This window comes from Vibrio sp. OPT41, from assembly GCF_015163595.1.
GTDB lineage: Bacteria > Pseudomonadota > Gammaproteobacteria > Enterobacterales > Vibrionaceae > Vibrio > Vibrio alginolyticus.
The window spans coordinates 121,094-139,496 of record NZ_JADDYH010000038.1 but is presented as its reverse complement, the minus strand read 5'-3'; the positions used below and the strand labels follow the sequence as shown (position 1 = coordinate 139,496).

21 protein-coding genes are annotated in these 18,403 nt (G+C 43.7%); 4 read left to right on the top strand and 17 right to left on the bottom strand.

The features are described 5' to 3' along the window. Positions 1–47: 47 nt before the first annotated feature. Genes IQP38_RS16775 through fliD form a run of 8 tightly spaced genes read right to left on the bottom strand, consistent with a single transcriptional unit; the run spans position 48 to position 6,314 of the window. On the bottom strand, positions 48–1,043 hold the full coding sequence (locus IQP38_RS16775; RefSeq protein ID WP_005375003.1) for a flagellar motor protein MotB: 996 nt from the start codon (positions 1,041–1,043) through the stop codon (positions 48–50). Continuing rightward, on the bottom strand, positions 1,043–1,900 hold the full coding sequence (gene motA / locus IQP38_RS16770; RefSeq protein ID WP_005375006.1) for a flagellar motor stator protein MotA: 858 nt from the start codon (positions 1,898–1,900) through the stop codon (positions 1,043–1,045). Before motA ends, IQP38_RS16775 begins: the two co-directional genes overlap by 1 nt. A 10-nt stretch (positions 1,901–1,910) precedes the next feature. Then, entirely contained in the window at positions 1,911–2,639 is a 729-nt protein-coding gene (locus tag IQP38_RS16765) for a FliA/WhiG family RNA polymerase sigma factor (protein ID WP_005375008.1), read from the bottom strand. A 12-nt stretch (positions 2,640–2,651) separates the two neighbouring features. Then, positions 2,652–3,152, bottom strand: a complete 501-nt coding sequence (locus IQP38_RS16760) for a flagellar basal body-associated FliL family protein (protein WP_005375011.1) — start codon at positions 3,150–3,152, stop codon at positions 2,652–2,654. Between the two features lie 22 nt (positions 3,153–3,174). Beyond that, on the bottom strand, positions 3,175–4,248 hold the full coding sequence (locus IQP38_RS16755) for a flagellar hook-length control protein FliK (protein WP_017634432.1): 1,074 nt from the start codon (positions 4,246–4,248) through the stop codon (positions 3,175–3,177). Then, a complete protein-coding gene (locus tag IQP38_RS16750; protein ID WP_005375013.1) occupies positions 4,245–4,565 on the bottom strand; it encodes a hypothetical protein in 321 nt (106 codons plus the stop codon). The genes IQP38_RS16755 and IQP38_RS16750 overlap by 4 nt, the downstream gene beginning before the upstream one ends. Then, on the bottom strand, positions 4,549–4,935 hold the full coding sequence (fliS, locus tag IQP38_RS16745) for a flagellar export chaperone FliS (protein WP_005375014.1): 387 nt from the start codon (positions 4,933–4,935) through the stop codon (positions 4,549–4,551). The genes IQP38_RS16750 and fliS overlap by 17 nt, the downstream gene beginning before the upstream one ends. A gap of 32 nt (positions 4,936–4,967) precedes the next feature. Continuing rightward, positions 4,968–6,314, bottom strand: coding sequence for a flagellar filament capping protein FliD (gene fliD, locus IQP38_RS16740; protein WP_005375015.1), 1,347 nt, complete (start codon positions 6,312–6,314; stop codon positions 4,968–4,970). 416 nt (positions 6,315–6,730) lie between these two features. Here fliD and IQP38_RS16735 point away from each other — a divergent pair, with 416 nt between their 5' ends. Next, positions 6,731–7,018, top strand: coding sequence for a hypothetical protein (locus tag IQP38_RS16735; protein ID WP_005375016.1), 288 nt, complete (start codon positions 6,731–6,733; stop codon positions 7,016–7,018). 70 nt (positions 7,019–7,088) lie between these two features. Here IQP38_RS16735 and lafA read toward each other — a convergent pair whose 3' ends face one another. The 9 genes from lafA to IQP38_RS16690 form a co-directional block, all read right to left on the bottom strand. Beyond that, positions 7,089–7,940 carry a lateral flagellin LafA gene (gene lafA, locus IQP38_RS16730; protein WP_005375019.1) on the bottom strand — a complete coding sequence of 284 codons (852 nt, stop codon included), beginning with the start codon at positions 7,938–7,940 and terminating at the stop codon, positions 7,089–7,091. Between the two features lie 301 nt (positions 7,941–8,241). Next, complete coding sequence (locus tag IQP38_RS16725) at positions 8,242–9,012, bottom strand: EAL domain-containing protein (RefSeq protein WP_005375023.1); 771 nt, start codon at positions 9,010–9,012, stop codon at positions 8,242–8,244. 19 nt (positions 9,013–9,031) lie between these two features. Further along, a complete protein-coding gene (gene flhA, locus IQP38_RS16720) occupies positions 9,032–11,122 on the bottom strand; it encodes a flagellar biosynthesis protein FlhA (protein ID WP_005386867.1) in 2,091 nt (696 codons plus the stop codon). A 31-nt stretch (positions 11,123–11,153) separates the two neighbouring features. Then, complete coding sequence (flhB, locus tag IQP38_RS16715; protein ID WP_005375025.1) at positions 11,154–12,281, bottom strand: flagellar biosynthesis protein FlhB; 1,128 nt, start codon at positions 12,279–12,281, stop codon at positions 11,154–11,156. After that, the gene (fliR, locus tag IQP38_RS16710) at positions 12,278–13,054 is read right to left on the bottom strand and encodes a flagellar biosynthetic protein FliR (RefSeq protein WP_005375027.1); all 777 of its coding nucleotides are present in this window, start codon (positions 13,052–13,054) and stop codon (positions 12,278–12,280) included. The genes flhB and fliR overlap by 4 nt, the downstream gene beginning before the upstream one ends. Continuing rightward, the gene (fliQ, locus tag IQP38_RS16705; protein ID WP_005375036.1) at positions 13,054–13,323 is read right to left on the bottom strand and encodes a flagellar biosynthesis protein FliQ; all 270 of its coding nucleotides are present in this window, start codon (positions 13,321–13,323) and stop codon (positions 13,054–13,056) included. Before fliQ ends, fliR begins: the two co-directional genes overlap by 1 nt. Positions 13,324–13,335: 12 nt before the next feature. After that, a complete protein-coding gene (gene fliP, locus IQP38_RS16700; protein WP_005375037.1) occupies positions 13,336–14,094 on the bottom strand; it encodes a flagellar type III secretion system pore protein FliP in 759 nt (252 codons plus the stop codon). An 18-nt stretch (positions 14,095–14,112) separates the two neighbouring features. Next, positions 14,113–14,484 carry a flagellar motor switch protein FliN gene (fliN, locus tag IQP38_RS16695; protein WP_005375038.1) on the bottom strand — a complete coding sequence of 124 codons (372 nt, stop codon included), beginning with the start codon at positions 14,482–14,484 and terminating at the stop codon, positions 14,113–14,115. Further along, positions 14,481–15,299 carry a FliM/FliN family flagellar motor switch protein gene (locus tag IQP38_RS16690; protein WP_005375039.1) on the bottom strand — a complete coding sequence of 273 codons (819 nt, stop codon included), beginning with the start codon at positions 15,297–15,299 and terminating at the stop codon, positions 14,481–14,483. The genes fliN and IQP38_RS16690 overlap by 4 nt, the downstream gene beginning before the upstream one ends. 379 nt (positions 15,300–15,678) lie before the next feature. Between IQP38_RS16690 and IQP38_RS16685 the strand changes: the two genes are divergently transcribed. Genes IQP38_RS16685 through fliE form a run of 3 tightly spaced genes read left to right on the top strand, consistent with a single transcriptional unit; the run spans position 15,679 to position 18,401 of the window. Continuing rightward, a complete protein-coding gene (locus tag IQP38_RS16685) occupies positions 15,679–16,698 on the top strand; it encodes an OmpA family protein (RefSeq protein ID WP_085569389.1) in 1,020 nt (339 codons plus the stop codon). Then, positions 16,698–18,029, top strand: a complete 1,332-nt coding sequence (locus IQP38_RS16680; RefSeq protein WP_017820535.1) for a sigma-54 interaction domain-containing protein — start codon at positions 16,698–16,700, stop codon at positions 18,027–18,029. Before IQP38_RS16685 ends, IQP38_RS16680 begins: the two co-directional genes overlap by 1 nt. Positions 18,030–18,044: 15 nt before the next feature. Continuing rightward, the gene (fliE, locus tag IQP38_RS16675) at positions 18,045–18,401 is read left to right on the top strand and encodes a flagellar hook-basal body complex protein FliE (RefSeq protein ID WP_005375045.1); all 357 of its coding nucleotides are present in this window, start codon (positions 18,045–18,047) and stop codon (positions 18,399–18,401) included. Positions 18,402–18,403 lie beyond the last annotated feature (2 nt).

Sequence of the window (18,403 nt, the reverse complement as noted above, 5' to 3'; positions counted from 1 at the left end):
AAGGCTTTGGTTAGAGAGGTCACCATCAGAGTGGTGACCTTTTAAGATTATAATTCTTGAATTTTTACTTCGCTGGTGGCGGTATCGCCGGAGTAATTGATGACTTCTTGACGAATGACTGGTTGGTTGAATTCAGCCTTATCTTTCGCTTTTTGCAGTTCGCTTTCTTGGTGGTTGCCAAAAAGGGTCTCAAGCACTTTAGCGGCAGGAGTCGTTAAAACAAACAGCTCAATACGACGGTTTTCGCTAGAATCTGGCTCATCAGGATTAAGCAGCGCTCTATCTGACATACCCGTTACCTGCATTACTCTATCATCCGGCATACCGCCTTCAACTAACGTATTTCTTGCTACGTCTGCTCGAGAGGCTGATAACGCCCAGTTAGATTGACGACCAAAACGCTTTTTAAATGGAATTGCATCTGTGTGTCCGCTGATGATCAGAGGGTTATTAACACGATGAAATACAGGTGCTAGTGCGAGCAGTAAATCTTCAAAAAAAGGAGTAAGTTCTGCACCACCACGGCTGAACATATGCTGTTTGTAATCATCTTGAAGGACGATACGCAAACCTTGTGGTGTCACCGTGACGTTTACATTTCCCTGCGCATTAATTTGGGCAGTCATTTGCTCAATTACTTTCGCTAGTGCGGCAAGTTGCTCTTGAGTATCGAAGTTACCAGGAATCAAAGAATCAATTTCTGGTCCATCCCCATCACCTTTGAAGTAAGAGCTTACCACATGGTTGGAGTTGTGTTTACTTGGCACAGAAGAGTCCTGTGCCAAGTCGATAGGAGAAATACTTTGTGACGTATCAAATGGGTTGCCGTAACTCTTGTCGAATACGCTTGAACTATGCAAGTGGGCAACAATCGCTTTACGCTCTTCTTTGTCTACCACCTGCATAACCCAAAGTACAAGAAACAGCGCCATTAGGGCGATCATGAAGTCAGCAAACGCGACTTTCCACGCGCCGCCATGAGACGACTCATCATGGCTGTATACTTTGGCACGTTTGAACACTACATGCTCTTGTTTTTGCATTATCCCTCCTGTTCAGCTAACCACTTCTCCATTTGGTTGAATGTTGGTTTGATGTCTAGCTGAATATGTTTACGACCAGCGTCAATGGCGAGCAATGTCGGCTTTTTCGCTACGTAGGCAACCAAGGTTGCACGAACGCACTCAAAAGCAGTCATATTACGTTTTACTCGCTGAGCCATGGCGTTACTTAGTGGATCTAAGCCACAGTAACAACCGAAAATACCAATGAATGTACCAACGAGAGCTGCCGCAACGTGATAACCAATCATAGCGATTGAGCCATCAATAGCTTGCATGGTGATAATGATGCCACCAACTGCTGCAAGAATACCGAAGCCAGGTAGTGCTTCAGCTGTACGCTGTAGTGAGCGTGAAGGTAAAAGCATTTCGTTCTGTATTGCTTCGATTTCTTGCTCTAGCAGTCCCTCTAATTCATGAGGCGACATCTGTCCCATTGCCATTAAACGTAAATTGTCAGTAATGAAAGAAATTAGGCGATGATCTTCTGCGATCGTCGGGTAAGCGAGGAACATAGAGCTTTGCTCCGGAGCCTCAATATGAGAATCCAGAAACTTGTATCCGCGGTTTCTCGCTGTCTCTAGCAAGTTGTTGAGTAGTGCCATTAATTCCATGTAGTACTCATGCTCTTCTGTTGGACCTTTAATGGTCGCTGGCACTTGGCGACGCATTTCTTTCAGTACATGAGGCGGATTACCGATGATCAGAGAACCAGCAGCGGCGCCAATAATGATAAGGAATTCGGCTGGCTGCCAGATAGCACCTAAGCTACCACCGGCCCACATATATCCACCGAAGACGCACACCAGGATAGTGAGCACTCCAAAAAACTTTTGCATCTTGTGACTCCTAAGAGGACATTAATTGGTTGAGTTGTTTCAGCGCTTGTTTGTGAAGCTGACATATACGAGGTGGTGTCAGATCCAATACCAGAGCTATTTCGTGTAAGTTGAGTTCATGTTGATAGAACAGAGTCAGGAGCAGTTGATCGCGCTTAGGTAATTTACCCAAAGCACTGTCTAAACTACGACGAATATGTTCATGTTCCATGCCATCGTATTGCCCGCCAATGTAGCTATCACCGCTGCTCTCCATCAGTTGGTCAAGGCTTTGCATCTCGCCTGCGAGAGCGGCATTTTGGCGGTTGTAATAATCTTGCTCATTCGTCCCTAAAGCCTGGATGATTTCGGCATCCGTTGGCATTCGACCTAACGTTCGAGTGAGATCTCGAGTCACGTCGTTGAGCTCGTGGGCTTGTTGACGAGTCTTACGTGAACGCCAATCTAGTCGGCGTAATTCGTCTAAAATAGCTCCCCGAACTCGACAAACGGCGAAAGCAGGAAAGTGAGGATCGTCAACATCGCCATATCGGCGTCCAGCCTCGACTAGAGCGATAAGGCCTATCTGCTGCATATCTTCAATACTACAGTGAGAAGTGGCATGAACGCGCAGCTGGTTAACTACGCGTTTTACCATGACCTGATGACGTTGTAGCAATGCGTTTTCATCAATTGGTCGTGACGGTGTTGTCACTTCCTCTTCTGTGGTGTAAGTGTCTTGTACATTCATGTCTAACATGGTTGTGCTCCGTTATTGCACAACATATTTAGTCAACAAAACATCGTCGATTTCTCGGACGATGTCTGTTTTAGCAAAAGCGAGTAGAAGCGTTTGCTTCACTTCGTCTTGCAGAATATCGATGGCACCCGCTTGCTGTAACTGATCAAACGTTTTGTCGCTAAACAGTTTTAATAGAGAGTTTTGTACCATAGGCATGTATTCATCGATCTCTTTGATACGCTCTGGACGGCGTGTCTCAATTGCCAGTTCTAGCATCACAAAGTGAGTCTGTTTCTTGCCTTTAACGGTCAAAACGACTTTGTCCAAAGGATGGAAGCTAGGACCTTTACTTGTCGGTTGTTCTGTGACCAAAAAAGACAGTGGAGAGTCTTCGATCAGTGAACCAGAGTCAGGTGACTCTTGAGCGTGTTTGTTTAAGTACCAGATTCCGCCCATAATTGTGACGGCCGAAACGAGGGCACTGGTGATGATCATGGCGATAAACAGGGCGATCATTTGTTGTTTGGTCATAACCTTTTTCCTCGAAGATTTACTAAGCTTGAGTGCTTAGCCAGTGTTCTGAATAGTTAGTTGTTGTCGTGGTTTGGAATGCACCAGATTCTCGTGCGGCGAAAATATTGGCGTCTTCTTCGTTTGCATGTGGGTCATTTCGACCTTGGTTTTGATCAGAGCCAACATTGACATCGACATGAACGAAGTTTTGCTCTTGTAACTCAGTACGCAATCGTTCCGAAACTTGCATTAAAGCTTCTCGTGTTGCTGCGGCATTGGCGTTGATGTGGACACTCAATCGGTCACCTTCAACACGTACAAGTAAATCCAATTTCCCTAAGTCTGGTGGGTCTAGGCGGATTTTTGCTTCTTGTACATTTTGTTGAGCTTGGAGCGTCACGCGATCATGTAATACTTGCATCATTTGCTCCCCCCACTTTCCGGCAGTGGTATCAACACGCACCGCTGCCCACTCAGAGCCTTGAGCTTGAACATGACTCGTCGCAACAGGTGAATGTGCAGATTGTGTTGTAGGAGCTTGTGCTTGAAGTAGAGATGCGGTTGGTTGCCCTTGAACAGGTTGATTCAAAAGAGTTTGAAACTCAGCACCGGAGATAGGCAAACGCGAACTCGATGAAGTCGGCAGACTTTGCTTCACATCTTGTTTTGATGATGTGTTTAACATAGCGTTAGACGAATCTTGAGTAACAGACTTAACTTCGCTCGCAGTCATTAAAGATGACGCTTTTCCTAGTTTCTCAGCCTGCTTCTCTGCCATGGTAATCATACCCTGGGTTAAAGCTTGAGCTTGCGCTGCAAGATCAGTCGATTCTGTTAACCCTGGTGTACTGGTCAAGTTGGCATCCGGATCTGAAGCTGAGCGGTCATCAGTATCAAAACCATGACTTTGTACTTTGTTTGCGTTGTTCAAAGTAGAGGCCGTAAGGTGAAAACTCGGTACCGCTGACGCAGAGTTAAAGTCTTGCTCACCATTCTGCTTGTTCCCTGATTTAAAACCATGAGAAAAGCCGTGTACCGAGTTCGCTTGCTTGATGTGACCCTCATTGTTAGCTGGCGAATTACCCGAGTGCTGAGTTGAAGAAGGTATGATCATTGAGTTAGCTCCATGGTCATTGCTAATTGATAGGCCATAGCGCGTTCTTGATGGTCATTGACCATGTTCATCTCTTTTTTCAACTCGTTGGTCGACTTCTCTAATACTGCGAAGGCATTAGCGTGCACTGTTTTCGCTCGCTGGATTTCAGGTGCAAGCTTAGGATCTTTCAAAAAAGGCTTGTGACTGATCAAAAGCTCTCGCAACTGCAAGTCGTACCGCTTGAGCGCATGCCAATCGGCCGTTTTTGCGGCGAACTGGATGAGCTGAGATAAATGACGGAATCGCTCTGGCGATACTTTATGCTTGTTGTCCAAAATTCATCCAACCTTCACGAATGTTACCCATTACACGCTCAACGTTAACCAAGCGATTTGCATCGTTTTGCACGCTAGCGTAATAAAGTTCGACTTGGCAGAAGTCATAAAGCTGGCGTAGGTTTTCCGCAATTTCACCGCCGTTTTCATCATCTAGAGCACTTGTTAGTCCAATCAAGATGTTCATGCATTTGTTGATTCCATTCCCTTTCTCGGCCAAACGATTTGCGGCTAGGTGGCCGCGAATACGTTCAACTTCATCGAGTAGGCCATCGATTAACATGATGACCAATTGGTGTGGATTTGCTGCTGCCGCTTGAGCGTCGAGATCGACTTGTTGGTACGAATCGTAACCAGAATCCATAAGCATGAATATTTCTCCTAAATTTGGAACCAAATGTCTTATTTTTGAGCATTAAACATGGACATGGTTTGGTTCATTTGGGTCATAATTGAATTCATTTGAGTGAATTGTTTGAGATAGCGGTTGTACGACATTTCGTACTTACGCTCTAAATTGGTTTGTTTATCTTTGATTCGGTCTAAGCTTGACTGTATTGCGTCTTTACGCGTGCTGAAGGTACCTGATGAGAACTTCAAGAAAGGCTCTACCATCGCGTCAAGAGAATCTAGCAAAGCGTCATCCCCATTAAACAACGCCTCTAAGCCTGCGCTGTTTGTTTGTTGAGCTTCTTTGAACTTTTCTTGATCAACTTTCATTTTACCGTTGCGGTCTAGGCTCACGCCGATTTCGCTTAGGCGCATACCATTGTGTTCACCTCGGATTAACCCCGTTAACTGACTCTCAATAGAACGCAATGTCGAGTCGCTAGCGAGCACGCCGCGTTTCTGATCTTCACCGCCAATTTGGGTGTACTGATCGATAGTCGAAACAAGGGCATTGTAGGTTTCCACAAACTTATCTAGTTGTTCTTTAGTGCCTTCGCTATCAGCTCCAATTTTTAAACCGATTGGCGAATCTCCCGCGGCTTGCGGTTTAGATACGGTAATGTCAACACCGTCGATGACACCTTCAAAAGTATTACTTGCGTTGGTTAGTTTCAGGCCTGAGTCTTTTGCACCTAGCCACATAACCGCATCTTGCGGAGCGTTGATTTGCTTGAGGTTGGTGAAGGCGTCTTCAAACCACGCTTGGCCAGTACCCGATGCAGATACGTTGATCTTATTTTCGACACCAGTCTCAGTGCTCGATAGCATAAAGTGTGTTTGACCATTCGAGCGAACTAGAGTGGCGTTAACGCCAGGGTTATCCGTGTGATTGTTAATCGCACTGGCTAAATCGCTGATCGTTGCAGTGCCGTCACCATTAACATCAACGGAGGACAAGTCTAGAGTCATTGTTTCACCGTTGATGGTGAATTCTAAAGATCCAGTTGTTGGTACTTCTGTCGTTGCCTCAAGGTCTGCAGGCATACCTGTAGATACTTGATGCGCCGTTGCCACTTTTTCTACAAAAATCTGATAGTTACCCGTTAGCGCTTTAGCATCCGCGTTTGCAGTAAAGTTACCTTCTTGAGAGAGTGTCGCACTGTTTTTGATGATGCTGTTTGTGCTGTTATTCATCTCTTTCATTGCAGTACGAAAATCACGTAGTGCGCTTTCAACTTTATTAAAAGCTGACAGTTGTGACTGGTACACATTAGCTTGCGCTTGGTAACGGTTTTTGAATGGGTTTGTGTCCAATTGTGCGAATTGGGTTGCCATTTTTACTGGGTCTAAAGAACTCATGAGGTGTGCTCCTCTCATCTCTTATTGGCTTGAATACTTTGAATGCTACGCCTTAGTTTAATTATCAGTGGCAAGATGCGTGCCGTATATTAAGTTCAATTAAAACAAAGGTTTAAAGCTATTTTGTTTTCTTGGGAGGAAGTGGTGTTTCCACCTTGTTTGTTCCGCCTTCCTCCATGGAAAAAGTAATTTCCTTATAAGAAAAGGCGACCTAAACAAAGAAAATATTTAATTGTATTGACGGTTCTAATTAGGAGAGATGTTTTAATTAGACGTTATATTCAGCCTTTACTTCAGCTTGATTCAGATAATTCTTACAGAGTGCATTAATTGCGTTCTGATATTATTTTTGATAGTGCGATGTGCAAGTGTTCTCACTAAAAATTAAATTTTTTACGTTTCAAAGAATGTCAGTTATGAATGAATTTGCGTTACGATTGATGAAATGTGCTCGTGCATATGAAGAGTTCATTAACAAAAAACTATTAAGTAAACAGAGCATCAATTCTGATGAGATAGCTAGTATCTTAAAGGAAGCTAAGTTCAATTTTCCTGAACTTAGAGATAGTAAAATAGGAAGTAAATTAGAGACGATAGAATTAGAACTGTTTAATAAGGTTTTATTCAATATTATGTTGAAGTTCGGATTCAGAGTGCCTGAATCTCACAAAGATAATACGAGCTCTATTTATATTCGTAGATAAAAATAAAGCCTTCCATAGGAAGGCTTTATAATTAAGACGATTTAAATTAAGCGCACTATTAACTAAGTAATTAGCGTAGTAGTGACATTGCCATGCTTGGAAGCTGGTTAGTTTGAGACAGAACAGTTGTACCTGCTTGCATCAACATTTGGTTCTTAGTCATGTTTGAAGACTCTACTGCAAAGTCTGTATCCATGATACGACCTTTAGATGCTGTAACGTTTTCTACCATGTTACCAAGGTTAGCCATAGTGTGCTCAAGACGGTTGATGTTCGCACCGAAGTCTGCACGAGAGCTACCAATTTTTTCTACTAGACCGTCAGCGCCGCTGATTTTGTCTAGTGCTGCTTTTGCTTTAGTCGCGTCATCGATACCATCTGTAATTGCTGCATCAGCAAGAATAGTAGTGATTTCACCGATACCTGCGCTTGCGCTTACAGTCAATGTTTCAGCAGAAGATGCACCGATTTGGAATGTTACGTCACCTGCACCGAAGCCGCCGCCTTTAAGAAGGTTTTGACCACCGAACTTAGTGTTGTCTACGATGTTGTTTAGTTCTGCAGTAAGCTGTGTGAACTCTTTGTTAAGAGACGCACGGTCTGTTGCACTGTTTGAACCGTTCAACGATTGTGTAGCAAGGTCGTTCATACGGTAAACGATGTTTGTCATTTCATCCATCGCACCTTCAGCAGTTTGCATCATAGAGATGCCGTCTTGTGCGTTACGCATTGCTACTGACATGCCGCGTGTTTGCGCTTCTAGACGGTTAGCAATTTGAAGACCAGCAGCGTCATCAGCAGCTGAGTTCACACGGTAGCCTGTGCTTAGACGTTCCATTGCTGTATTTAGAAGTCCGCTTGTTGTGTTCATTGTGTTTTGAGTTACAAGCGAAGCGTAGTTAGTGTGCATTGATAAAGCCATCTTAGTCTCCTTAGTTAGTCACTATATCTTTCAGGCCTCGGGATATTCCCTTGTCACTAACTAGAGGCGGTCGGTCGGCTTTAATGATTAATTTGAAAATTAAAAAATTTCTAAAAAAGATAAAAATTGATGATTTTTAGTGATTTGTATTCCATGAAAACCGGGAAAATCATCATATAAGCCTAAATTTTTTAGTTAAGTTAAAGAAACTATTGCCCAATGATCTTGTGGTTATCCGTTATAAATAAAAAAACAGCACGAATAAATCGTGCTGTTTTAAATATAAATGGTTGAGTTTCAACTATTCCTCATCAAAAGACTGAAAGGAGAGAGAGGTTGGGATATCGCTGAAATAACCAAAATAATAACTGGCACCCAATAAACGATACCGGTTAAGTTCCGTTTGACTCGCTACACGTCCGGCAACCCAAGTATATTTATGCTTTCTTAAGAACTTAGCAATAGGTAGGAAAGCGTGTCTTTCTTCTTTATCTTCTAGTGTGACTGACAATTTGATCATATCGGGACTAAAGTCTGCGACGCGCTCGAAGTTCACTTGCGATGTCGCGACTTCAAACCAAAGTGAATATGCATTCTCTTTTAACTTTTTGGTGAGTGTGGCGACTTTATCACGATCACATAACGTTTCATCAGCTTGAAGAGAAGGAATCACATGTTGAAAAGCAGAAGAGTGGAATTGAATCGTCTGTTCGAGAAAATAAACCCCAGGCTCCCACAGTAATGCATCCACGCGAATCGGCACGACAACATTACTAATCAAGTCGTGGTGAAAGGCTTCTAACTGAAATTGTGTTTGTCTTAGTGCAAGGTAAAGACTGAACAAATCCAGGCAGTACTGCATTTGTTCAGAGAGTTTGAATTGATAGACACTTTGTTCTCCACGCATACCAAATCTCAACGTCAGGTGTTGGAATTCTACTTCCCCTGATTGAGCTTCCCTAATTGCTTGGCATGCGTGTTGGACATCATTGTGTTTTAAAGCATCAAAGACTAATTGATCGTCATCCGTGACGATATGTTGTACTGCGAGACCAACCAAATGTTCGTACATCGCATGTGTTGAAATAAGATTAACCAAGGTTTCCTACCACATTGATTTGTTTGTTTTCTGGGATTTCGTTGTAAGACAATACTGCCAGCCCTTGTGTAAATGTACGAGCGTAACGCGCTAGAAGAGGGCGCAGCTGTGGCATAACGAGAAGGATCGGAGGTAGCCCCTGTTGCTTAAGCTGTTGTCTGATCAATGGCAAGTTTTGTTGGAACTGACCAAGAATGTTTGGCTCAATTGGGAAGCTATCTAGTGTTACCGTACCAGAAGATTGTGCTTGTTGCAGTGAAGTTAGTAGCATTTGTTCTAGCTCATCAGACAGTGCGTAGACATTTAACTCGTTCTTTTGTCCTGCAATTAAGTTAACAAGCGTACGCTTTAGTGCACAGCGCACATCAGATGCAAGTAGGATCGGGTCCTTTGTATTTTCCGCGGATTCCAACATTGTGTTGGCAATCGTGCGAATATCTTTTAGTGGCACTTGGTCCAATAAAAGCTGACGATATACTTTCAGCTGCTGTGCTGGATTAAGTGCTGCTGCTAATGCTTCTGCTAGTTTCGGGGCTTGTTGTGTCAAACGCTGGGTTATTGCTTCCACATCGTCGTGCGTAAACAATTCTGCAAGGTTTGTCTTCATGATTTTACTAATATGAGTGGCTATAACAGTGCCATCGTCGACAACTTGGTAACCCATATTAAGTGCTTTTGCTTTATCTTGATGCTCAATCCACACAGCTGGCAACTGATAAGCAGGATCGCTACCCAAAATGCCATCTACCTCACCGTAAGTTTCGCCAACCGCTATCGCCATTAAACGCTCTGGTTCAATAAAACCTTGCTCAATGACTTCGCCATTTAGAGAAATTGTGTATTGGTTTGGCTTGAGGCTCAGGTTGTCACGAATACGAACTTCAGGTAATAAAAAGCCAACTTGTTCAGAAAGGTTTCGACGCACACCGCGGATACGTTGTGATAAAGGAGCCCCTTGTTCTTTGTTGACTAGATGGACGAGTCGGTAACCAAGCGCAAGTGATAATGTTTGGACGTGAGGAATATCATCCCATGTCAGCGGTGTATCATCGTCTTGCATTGCTTGTGAAAGTGCTTCGACCTCTTCAATCTGGGAGTCTTGCACTGGCTTCTTGGTTTGACGCCACCCTGCGAACGCTAATGCGCCAGAAAACGCAAAAAAGGCTAGGTGTGGCATACCCGGTACCATACCGATTACCGCCATAATACCTGCGACAGTAAATAGCGTTGCAGGAGTTGCCAGTAATTGCTTTTGCATGGTTTCCGACATGCCATTATCGCTATCATTAATTCGCGTAACGATAATCGCGGCAGCCGTTGCCAATAGTAGTGAAGGAATTTGAGCAACTAGACCATCACCGATTGTGAGTAGGGCATAAGTTTTAAAGGCGTCAGACGCAGCGAGTCCATGCTCGAAGACACCAATACTAATACCACCAATGATATTGATAAACAGAATCAACAAACCTGCGATGGCATCGCCACGCACAAACTTTGATGCACCATCCATCGAACCATGAAAATCGGCTTCGTTGGCGACTTCTTTACGGCGTAAGCGAGCCGTTTCCTGATCGATAAGGCCAGCGTTTAAGTCGGCATCAATTGCCATTTGTTTGCCTGGTAAAGCATCCAACGTAAAGCGGGCTGAAACCTCAGAAATACGTTCACCACCTTTGGTGATTACGACGAAGTTGATGATCATCAAGATGACGAACACCACCATACCAACGACGTAGTTACCGCCAATGACGACTTCACCGAATGCTTGAATGACCTTACCCGCTGCGTCACCACCATTATGTCCTTCTAGGAGTACAATTCGCGTAGAAGCCACGTTCAATGTGAGACGTAATAATGTTGCGACCAGCAAAATAGTTGGAAAAACAGAGAAATCTAATGGTCGCTTTGCGGTTGTGCTGACCAGCAATACTAGGATTGCTAAGACGATATTAAAGGTAAACAGCGCATCCAGTAGCAGAGGAGGCAAAGGAAGAATCACCATTGCTAATATCATTAGCAAGACGATTGGAATGCCAACGTAGCCTTTGGTTGATGTTTGAAGTTGTTTTAACCGGTTAAGCATACTTTCGTGTCCTTGGATAAACGCGGGTTAATCAGTGCTGCAAATGTTTTGGAATCGAAAAATGAGGTAAAGGAATTGGCTCTTTTCCCTCACCTTTACGAAAGGCTTTCAATTGCAAAACGTAAGTAAGAATATGTGCCACTGCGATGTACAGTTGGCTTGGGATTGCTTGTTCAATCGCCGTCGTGTGATAAATCGAACGGGTAAGTGGCGGGGAGTTAATGATTTCCACTTTGTTTTCTCGGGCGATACGTTGAATGTGCATAGCGGTTTCGTCTACACCTTTTGCGACGACAAAGGGCGCGTCAGAAAGTGAAGGCTCGTATTTCAGTGCGACTGCATAGTGCGTTGGGTTAGTGATGATCACGTCAGCCGTCGGCACCATTTTATCGATCTTACGGCGCGCAAACTGTTGCTGTATTTGACGAATACGTTGCTTTACTTCCGGACGACCTTCATTATTTTTAAATTCCTCTTTCAATTCTTGTTTCGTCATGCGGAGTTCTTTTAGGTGTTCCCAACGCTGATAAGGAATGTCGATAACCCCAAATAACAACAAGGCGAAGCCCATTAAGAGTAAGCCTTCAAACAGAATTGACATTACTAGAGAAAAACCTTGGCTGAGCGGGAGATTTTGCATGCCAAGTAATGGCTGTAAGTGGTTGTCTAAATAGCCATATAAGATGCCGAATATCACGGCTACTTTGAACGTTGACTTTAAGAGCTCAACCACTGAGCGGGTCGAAAAAATGCGCTTTATCCCGCTCAAAGGATTAATTTTGCTGAGCTTTGGCATCACGTTCGCGGGACGGAACATCCAGCCGCCTAGCACAAGGCTACTACCACAGGTCACGATAATAATGACGGTAAACAATGGTAATAGCATGTCTATGATGACCGCTAAACTTTGTCCCAATTGCTCGACAAGTTGTTTAGGATTTTCTAGGTCGGCTCGCGTCAGCATCATGTTGTAGCGAAAGATACCCGACATGCTTTCCCAAATACTATTAAGCTGAGAGTAAAAGTAGAGCGCCACCGCTAGAAATATCACCGCAGTAGTAAACTCTTTCGCGCGAGGAATTTGTCCTTCCTGGCGGGCTTTCTTTACCTTCTGCGGTGAGGCTTTTTCAGTTTTGTCTTGAGAAGATTGATCGCTCATGCTCCCCCCAACATAAAGTTACTCAAGTGTCTAATGGTGTCGTGAACGAGCGCCGTGTAGCGACCAGGAACACCAGAAACTGAGATTAATACGCTGAATAGACCCAGCAGCATCGTCATAGGAAAACCTAACGCATAGACATTAAGTGATGGTGCGGCTCGGTTCATTACACCAAAACTGATGTTGGCTAGAAGCATGGAAACAATAGCGGGCAAAGCCAAAGCGAGTGAAGAGGCAAACATCCAACCGAAAATATTGACAACACCTTGCAGAGAAAGCGATGTGATACCAGATCCGACTGGCCAAACAACAAAGCTTTGAATCACGATATCTATGACGAGTAAGTGTCCTTCTAGCGCGAGGAACAACAAGGTTGAGAAAATCAGAAATATGCGTCCCAAAATGGCGACAGAAAGCCCGTTAATAGGATCATTCATCATCGCCATACCTAAGCCCATTTGCAGAGAAATCACCTGGCCAAGCATGGTGAAAACGTTAAAGAGCATGTGCAAAATTAACCCAAACATTACTCCCCAAATAGCTTGCTCAAAAGCAAGGAACAGGGAAGTCATAGAGAATAACTCGACTTGTGGCATGGGTGGCATTAACGGTCCAGTAATGACAACGATCGAGAGGGCCAGTAAAGTACGAACCCAAACAGGAATAATCGCATCACCAAAGAAAGGCATTGAAATAAATACGGCTCCCACACGAAAAAACGGCCACCAGAGTTGACCGAGTATCGCCGAGAGCTCTGCAAATGTGATGGCCATTAGCCAATCATCCCTGGTATGTTGTGGAACAAGAAATCAAACAGTTCCATGATCTTACGTAGCATCCAGTGACCTGCAAAAATCACCATTAATAAGGTAACGAGCAAACGTGGCAAAAAGCTGAGTGTTTGCTCGTTGATTTGTGTGGCAGCCTGAAATACGGCGATACACAAACCGACAATTAAGCCTGGAACAACCAATACGGCAACCATCAAAATGATCAGCCATACTGCATCGGAAAATAACGTTACGGTTAGTTCTGGGGTCATAACTGCTCCTAGTTAACCGAAGCTGGCAGATAAGGTGCCAACTGTCATTGCCCAACCATCCACGAGTACAAATACCACCAACTTAAAGGGAAGTGAGACAATCAAAGGTGATAGCATCATCATACCCATTGCCATCAGGACACTGGCGACAACCAAGTCGATGACCAAAAACGGGATGAAAAGCATAAAACCAATTTGGAAGGCGGTTTTCAGTTCACTAATGACAAATGCAGGCAAGACAACGGCAAATGAAATATCCTCAACGTTTTGGTCGAGAGGCTCATTGGCAATACGTAACATTTGTTCAAGAGAGCTTTGGTGCGTCTGTGCCAACATGAACTCTCTCACTGGTTTCTCTGCAACAGAAAAAGCCTGTATTAGCGTGATTTCGCCGTTGTCGTATGGCTGAAACGCATTTTCATAAATATCGCTCCAGACAGGGCGCATAATCAGTAACGTCAATGCGAGAGCGATCCCGACCAACACTCTGTTAGGTGGGCTTTGTTGAAGACCAAGAGCTTGGCGCAAAATCGCAAGGACAACGACAATTCGAGTAAAGCTCGTCGCCATCAAAATAAATGCTGGAAGAAAACTGAGCGCCGTCATCAACAACAGAATTTGCAGTTTAACGCTGTATTCTTGTTGTGTGTCGCCATCAGAAACGGACAAGATAGTTAAGCCGTTGTCAGCCGCCATTGTTGGGAAAGCAAACAAAAGTGACACCAATACCAAAAGAGGTAACCAACGGTGCCAAGCGCTCAGATTTTTCATTGTGATGCCTACCTAAGATTATTGACCAACGCCACTCAATGCAGAGTCATGTACATCGATCAGACGAAGTCCATACTTATCATTGACAACGACAACTTCAGCGTGGCCCATAAGAGAACCGTTTACTTTCACGTCTAAAGGCTCGCCATTGAGCTTTTCCAACTCGATAACCGTGCCTTCACCCGCTTTCATTAAGTCCCCAAGTGGGATCTCCTTACTCGCAACTTCCAGCGTGACTGTGACAGGAATGCTTTTGAAAAAGCTAAGGTCACGTTCCGCAGTGGCTGGTTCTTGTTGGAGCGTATCTTCGGCTTCAAAGTCTTCTAATTGAAAATCATCAAAGTTCAGTTCTTCTGCGTCGAATGCATTAGTTTCTAGCGCTTCGCTCATCGCTGCGGTTCCTTATCAGGGTTAAAGATCAAAACAAGTTGGCCGTCTTGCTCGGCAATACGACCTGTAAATAGAGATTGGTTGCCAATGCTTACTGGAACCGTGTTAAGAAGCTCAATAGGTAAAATATCGTTGGGTTGTAAGCCAACCACATCACTTAAAGGCATCTTCTTTTTACTTAGAACAACGTTCAGTCGAACGGGGGTCGTCTCTAAAGAACGACAGAAAGGTTGAAACAAATCGGTATCAGGTTGCAGTTCAAGCTGCTCGATCAGCGTTTGAATAAGATGACCATCTAGCTTGAGATGAATTGAGCCTTGATGATCGTCAAACGCAATGTTTAATTGAACGTTAATGCCAATTCCTCTAGGGGTCTCATACTCACCCGTGTCCCACATTTCACCAGGAGCAAGCCAACCGATGATGATTCGACTGATGCGCTCTTGTAAACGTAAGTCACTGGCCGTCAGAGTAGCGGCTGAACGCTCTGCACTTGCACCATAAAATCTATCAGCCAACTTTATTAGCGTGTGAGGGTTACCATGGATGAATACCATGCCGCCTTCCTGATGTTGATAGGTCGACGTTTGCTCTTTGTCCATCTCAACCGATGTAAAGCGGTGCAAGTCTACTGAGGTTAAGCTAGCTTCCACTTTTCCTGTGCTGAGCCAATTTTGTAATTCAGTCGTAAGGTTTGAGCAAGATTCTGAAATTAAATTATCGAGCTTCTCACGAATGATATGAATAGGTTTGCCTAATAATTCTACATCAAGTAGTTGACTATCAGAAATAGGCTCGCTAACTCTATTTTCCATTTATATTTTACCGTGCGTTAACAATCGAAAGTGTTTTAACTTAATGGCGTGTAGTCTACACAGAAATTTTAATGATCTTTTAGCTCCAAACTCTAAGATTGTGACTTTAGTTCACATGTTGCTTTGTTCATATAGTCATAATCTTTTAATGAAATTTAAAAAGAGTTAGTTTTCTTTATAAATCGCTTAATAAATAAAATAACAATGTTGAGCGTTTTAGTTGTTATAGATTTTTTAAATTGCCTTTATGGCGTAACAACAACTTCAAACAAATAAATTATAAGATACTGTTTTTTATGCTTAAAGCTTCCGTTGGAGGCTAAGCGTGCTCTCTTGAGCGTTTTGTAACCAATTTTAATATTCAGAATAGGTAATTAAAATGATTAGCTATGCCAGTTCTCTCGGCTTGGTGGCATATTTAATTAAACGGTTTAAGTCATGGGAATGTAAGATATACATGAATCATGTCCGTTTGATAATTTGTAACACAATTATTGTTATCAGTTTTATTTTTTCAAAAGTGTCATATTCAGAAGAAGTCTTAACAATCCCTATGGACCTCTCTAAATGGACATATGAGGGAAATAAATTCAAGTGCAACTTGTTGCAATCAAATAATGACTATGGGAAGTTTTATTTCCTAGCGGAACCTAATAATAAATTCTATTTTATTTCCGATATAGAATATGAAAACAATAAATGGAAAACGATTGCTTTAACAACTCAAAATGCTCCTTGGAGTAATGAGCTTTATAGAAAAGAATTTGGCTCCCTTGAATTTACTAAGCCGTCTCAGCGTTTCATCTTTAATAAAGGCGCTGAAGAATTCATGGATTCAATTGCTTCGGGTAGTTGGGTGACGCTGTCACTTAAAGGAAGTAATGCTTCCTCTGTTTCAGAGATTGTGATTCCTACTCTTCAAATTCAAAACGCATTGAAATCATTTAATGCGTGTCGCGCGCGATTGCCTAAATTGTCTTTTTCAGAGGCAAGGGATATGGCGCTCTCATTTGAGTTTGGTCAGAAGACGTTAAGTCGTGGACAGAAAGCAACACTAGAAGCGCTGTATAGCTATGTATCTGTGGATGATCGAGTGACCAAAATCCTCATCGACGGTCACACCGATAACGTTGGTTCAAGTTTAACGAACCTTTCTGTGTCACGTACTCGAGCAGAGCAAGTCACCAATGCTTTGATTGAGCTTGGGGTCGACGAGTCGATGATCGAAACACGAGCTCATGGTTCACGTTACCCAATTGCCAGCAATAACTCGGTTAATGGCCAAGCAAAAAACCGACGTGTCACCCTGCGTTTAGTGAGGGACAACGAGTATACGGCTACGAAACACCACCCAGCTCTACAATCACAAAATCAACAAACGAAAGTTAAGGTTCAATGATGACGAAAACGAAAATTTTGTTGGTTGAGCCAAATGAAGCTCTTGCTCAACCAGTATTGGATGTGTTGCAAAATGCAGGTTACACCGCGAAACACACTCGTACTGGTCGAGGCGCTTTGCTTGAAGAGCGAGCAGAAATCACTTTAGTGAGCTCTACGCTGCCGGATATGTGTGTTCGTGAGTTTGTCGCGTGTCACCAAAAGCAGCGAAATTCGGGTGTTGTTATTGCGATTGTCGATCAAGAACAAGGCATCTTGGCTGCTGAGACGATGAAAGCGGGCGCTACTGATTATCTATTACGCCCATTTGAATCTAATCAGTTGGTTAATCTGCTTAAACGTGTTGAAGCGTTAGGTAAGCCAATGGCCAACATTGTTGCGGAGTCTTGGAGAAGCAAACAAGTTCTGCAATTGGCGCATCGTGCAGCATGTACTAACGCGAGTGTGCTTATTACAGGTGAATCGGGAACGGGTAAAGAAGTGCTGGCGCGATATGTGCATGAGCACTCTCCGCGTATCAATGGTCCATTTGTGGCGGTTAACTGCGCCGCCATTCCAGAGTCAATGTTAGAGGCTGTGCTATTCGGTCATGTAAAAGGCGCGTTCACCGGAGCGACAAATTCTCAAAGCGGTAAGTTTGAAGAAGCAAATGGCGGGACGATTCTGCTTGACGAGATTGGTGAAATGTCACCTGCGGTTCAAGCGAAATTGTTACGCGTCCTTCAAGAGCGTGAAGTAGAACGTGTTGGTAGCCATAAAGCCGTTCAGCTCGATATTCGTGTTATTGCGGCAACCAACAAAGACTTACGTGAGGAAGTTCAAAAAGGCACGTTCCGTGAAGATCTTTATTATCGATTAGATGTGCTGCCTCTGCACTGGCCGCCTTTGCGTGAAAGAAAAGAGGACATTCTACCAATTAGCCAATTCTTTATTGAAAAGTATCAAGATAGCAGCCGCTGTCACCTATCCCAAGATGCGATTAGTGCGCTGAGTCAGTATCACTGGCCGGGCAATATTCGTGAGTTGGAAAATGTCATTCAACGCGCTTTGGTCATGCGTCATGGTGATTACATTACAGCCCATGACCTGATGCTGCCTATTGAGCTTGTCGCGTCAGTTCCTACAGCAGAGCCAACTGCAAGTTTTGGTCATGTAGAAGCGAAGAAGCAAGCTGAATATCAGTTTATTTTGGAAAAGTTACGTCAGTTTGGTGGAAACCGAACGAAAACCGCAAACGCGCTTGGAGTCTCTACTCGAGCGCTACGCTACAAGCTCGCAGCAATGCGAGAACATGGTATTGATTTACAGTCGGCACTAGGCTCGGCTGCCTAATAGGAGAAAAAATAGATGGCAAGTCAACCTACTCATGCGGTCTCGGCAGAGCAACTTATGTTGTCAAAAATGCAGGCGATGCAGGCACAAGTGCAGCCGCCAGAGTTTATCGTGAGTGCAAATCCTTTAGATCAACAATCACTAAACGCACCTTTATCGTTCTCACAAGCGATGACAAATGTGTTGGATACAGTGAATCAACATCAATCAGTGGCTAGTCAAAAAATGACGGCCGTAGAAACAGGAAAAAGTGATGACCTAGTTGGTGCAATGGTCGCGAGCCAAAAAGCCAGCTTGTCCTTTAATGCTTTGATGCAAGTGCGCAACAAAGTCGTGACCTCATTTGAAGATATTATGAAGATGCCGGTGTAATT

What these genes read in the sequence shown, in the direction of transcription:
- IQP38_RS16775 (WP_005375003.1), bottom strand. Translation starts at nt 1,043, where the DNA reads ATGCAAAAACAAGAGCATGTAGTGTTCAAACGTGCCAAAGTATACAGC.
- motA (WP_005375006.1), bottom strand. Translation starts at nt 1,900, where the DNA reads ATGCAAAAGTTTTTTGGAGTGCTCACTATCCTGGTGTGCGTCTTCGGT.
- IQP38_RS16765 (WP_005375008.1), bottom strand. Translation starts at nt 2,639, where the DNA reads ATGTTAGACATGAATGTACAAGACACTTACACCACAGAAGAGGAAGTG.
- IQP38_RS16760 (WP_005375011.1), bottom strand. Translation starts at nt 3,152, where the DNA reads ATGACCAAACAACAAATGATCGCCCTGTTTATCGCCATGATCATCACC.
- IQP38_RS16755 (WP_017634432.1), bottom strand. Translation starts at nt 4,248, where the DNA reads ATGATCATACCTTCTTCAACTCAGCACTCGGGTAATTCGCCAGCTAAC.
- fliS (WP_005375014.1), bottom strand. Translation starts at nt 4,935, where the DNA reads ATGCTTATGGATTCTGGTTACGATTCGTACCAACAAGTCGATCTCGAC.
- fliD (WP_005375015.1), bottom strand. Translation starts at nt 6,314, where the DNA reads ATGAGTTCTTTAGACCCAGTAAAAATGGCAACCCAATTCGCACAATTG.
- IQP38_RS16735 (WP_005375016.1), top strand. Translation starts at nt 6,731, where the DNA reads ATGAATGAATTTGCGTTACGATTGATGAAATGTGCTCGTGCATATGAA.
- lafA (WP_005375019.1), bottom strand. Translation starts at nt 7,940, where the DNA reads ATGGCTTTATCAATGCACACTAACTACGCTTCGCTTGTAACTCAAAAC.
- IQP38_RS16725 (WP_005375023.1), bottom strand. Translation starts at nt 9,012, where the DNA reads ATGTACGAACATTTGGTTGGTCTCGCAGTACAACATATCGTCACGGAT.
- flhA (WP_005386867.1), bottom strand. Translation starts at nt 11,122, where the DNA reads ATGCTTAACCGGTTAAAACAACTTCAAACATCAACCAAAGGCTACGTT.
- flhB (WP_005375025.1), bottom strand. Translation starts at nt 12,281, where the DNA reads ATGAGCGATCAATCTTCTCAAGACAAAACTGAAAAAGCCTCACCGCAG.
- fliR (WP_005375027.1), bottom strand. Translation starts at nt 13,054, where the DNA reads ATGGCCATCACATTTGCAGAGCTCTCGGCGATACTCGGTCAACTCTGG.
- fliQ (WP_005375036.1), bottom strand. Translation starts at nt 13,323, where the DNA reads ATGACCCCAGAACTAACCGTAACGTTATTTTCCGATGCAGTATGGCTG.
- fliP (WP_005375037.1), bottom strand. Translation starts at nt 14,094, where the DNA reads ATGAAAAATCTGAGCGCTTGGCACCGTTGGTTACCTCTTTTGGTATTG.
- fliN (WP_005375038.1), bottom strand. Translation starts at nt 14,484, where the DNA reads ATGAGCGAAGCGCTAGAAACTAATGCATTCGACGCAGAAGAACTGAAC.
- IQP38_RS16690 (WP_005375039.1), bottom strand. Translation starts at nt 15,299, where the DNA reads ATGGAAAATAGAGTTAGCGAGCCTATTTCTGATAGTCAACTACTTGAT.
- IQP38_RS16685 (WP_085569389.1), top strand. Translation starts at nt 15,679, where the DNA reads ATGATTAGCTATGCCAGTTCTCTCGGCTTGGTGGCATATTTAATTAAA.
- IQP38_RS16680 (WP_017820535.1), top strand. Translation starts at nt 16,698, where the DNA reads ATGACGAAAACGAAAATTTTGTTGGTTGAGCCAAATGAAGCTCTTGCT.
- fliE (WP_005375045.1), top strand. Translation starts at nt 18,045, where the DNA reads ATGGCAAGTCAACCTACTCATGCGGTCTCGGCAGAGCAACTTATGTTG.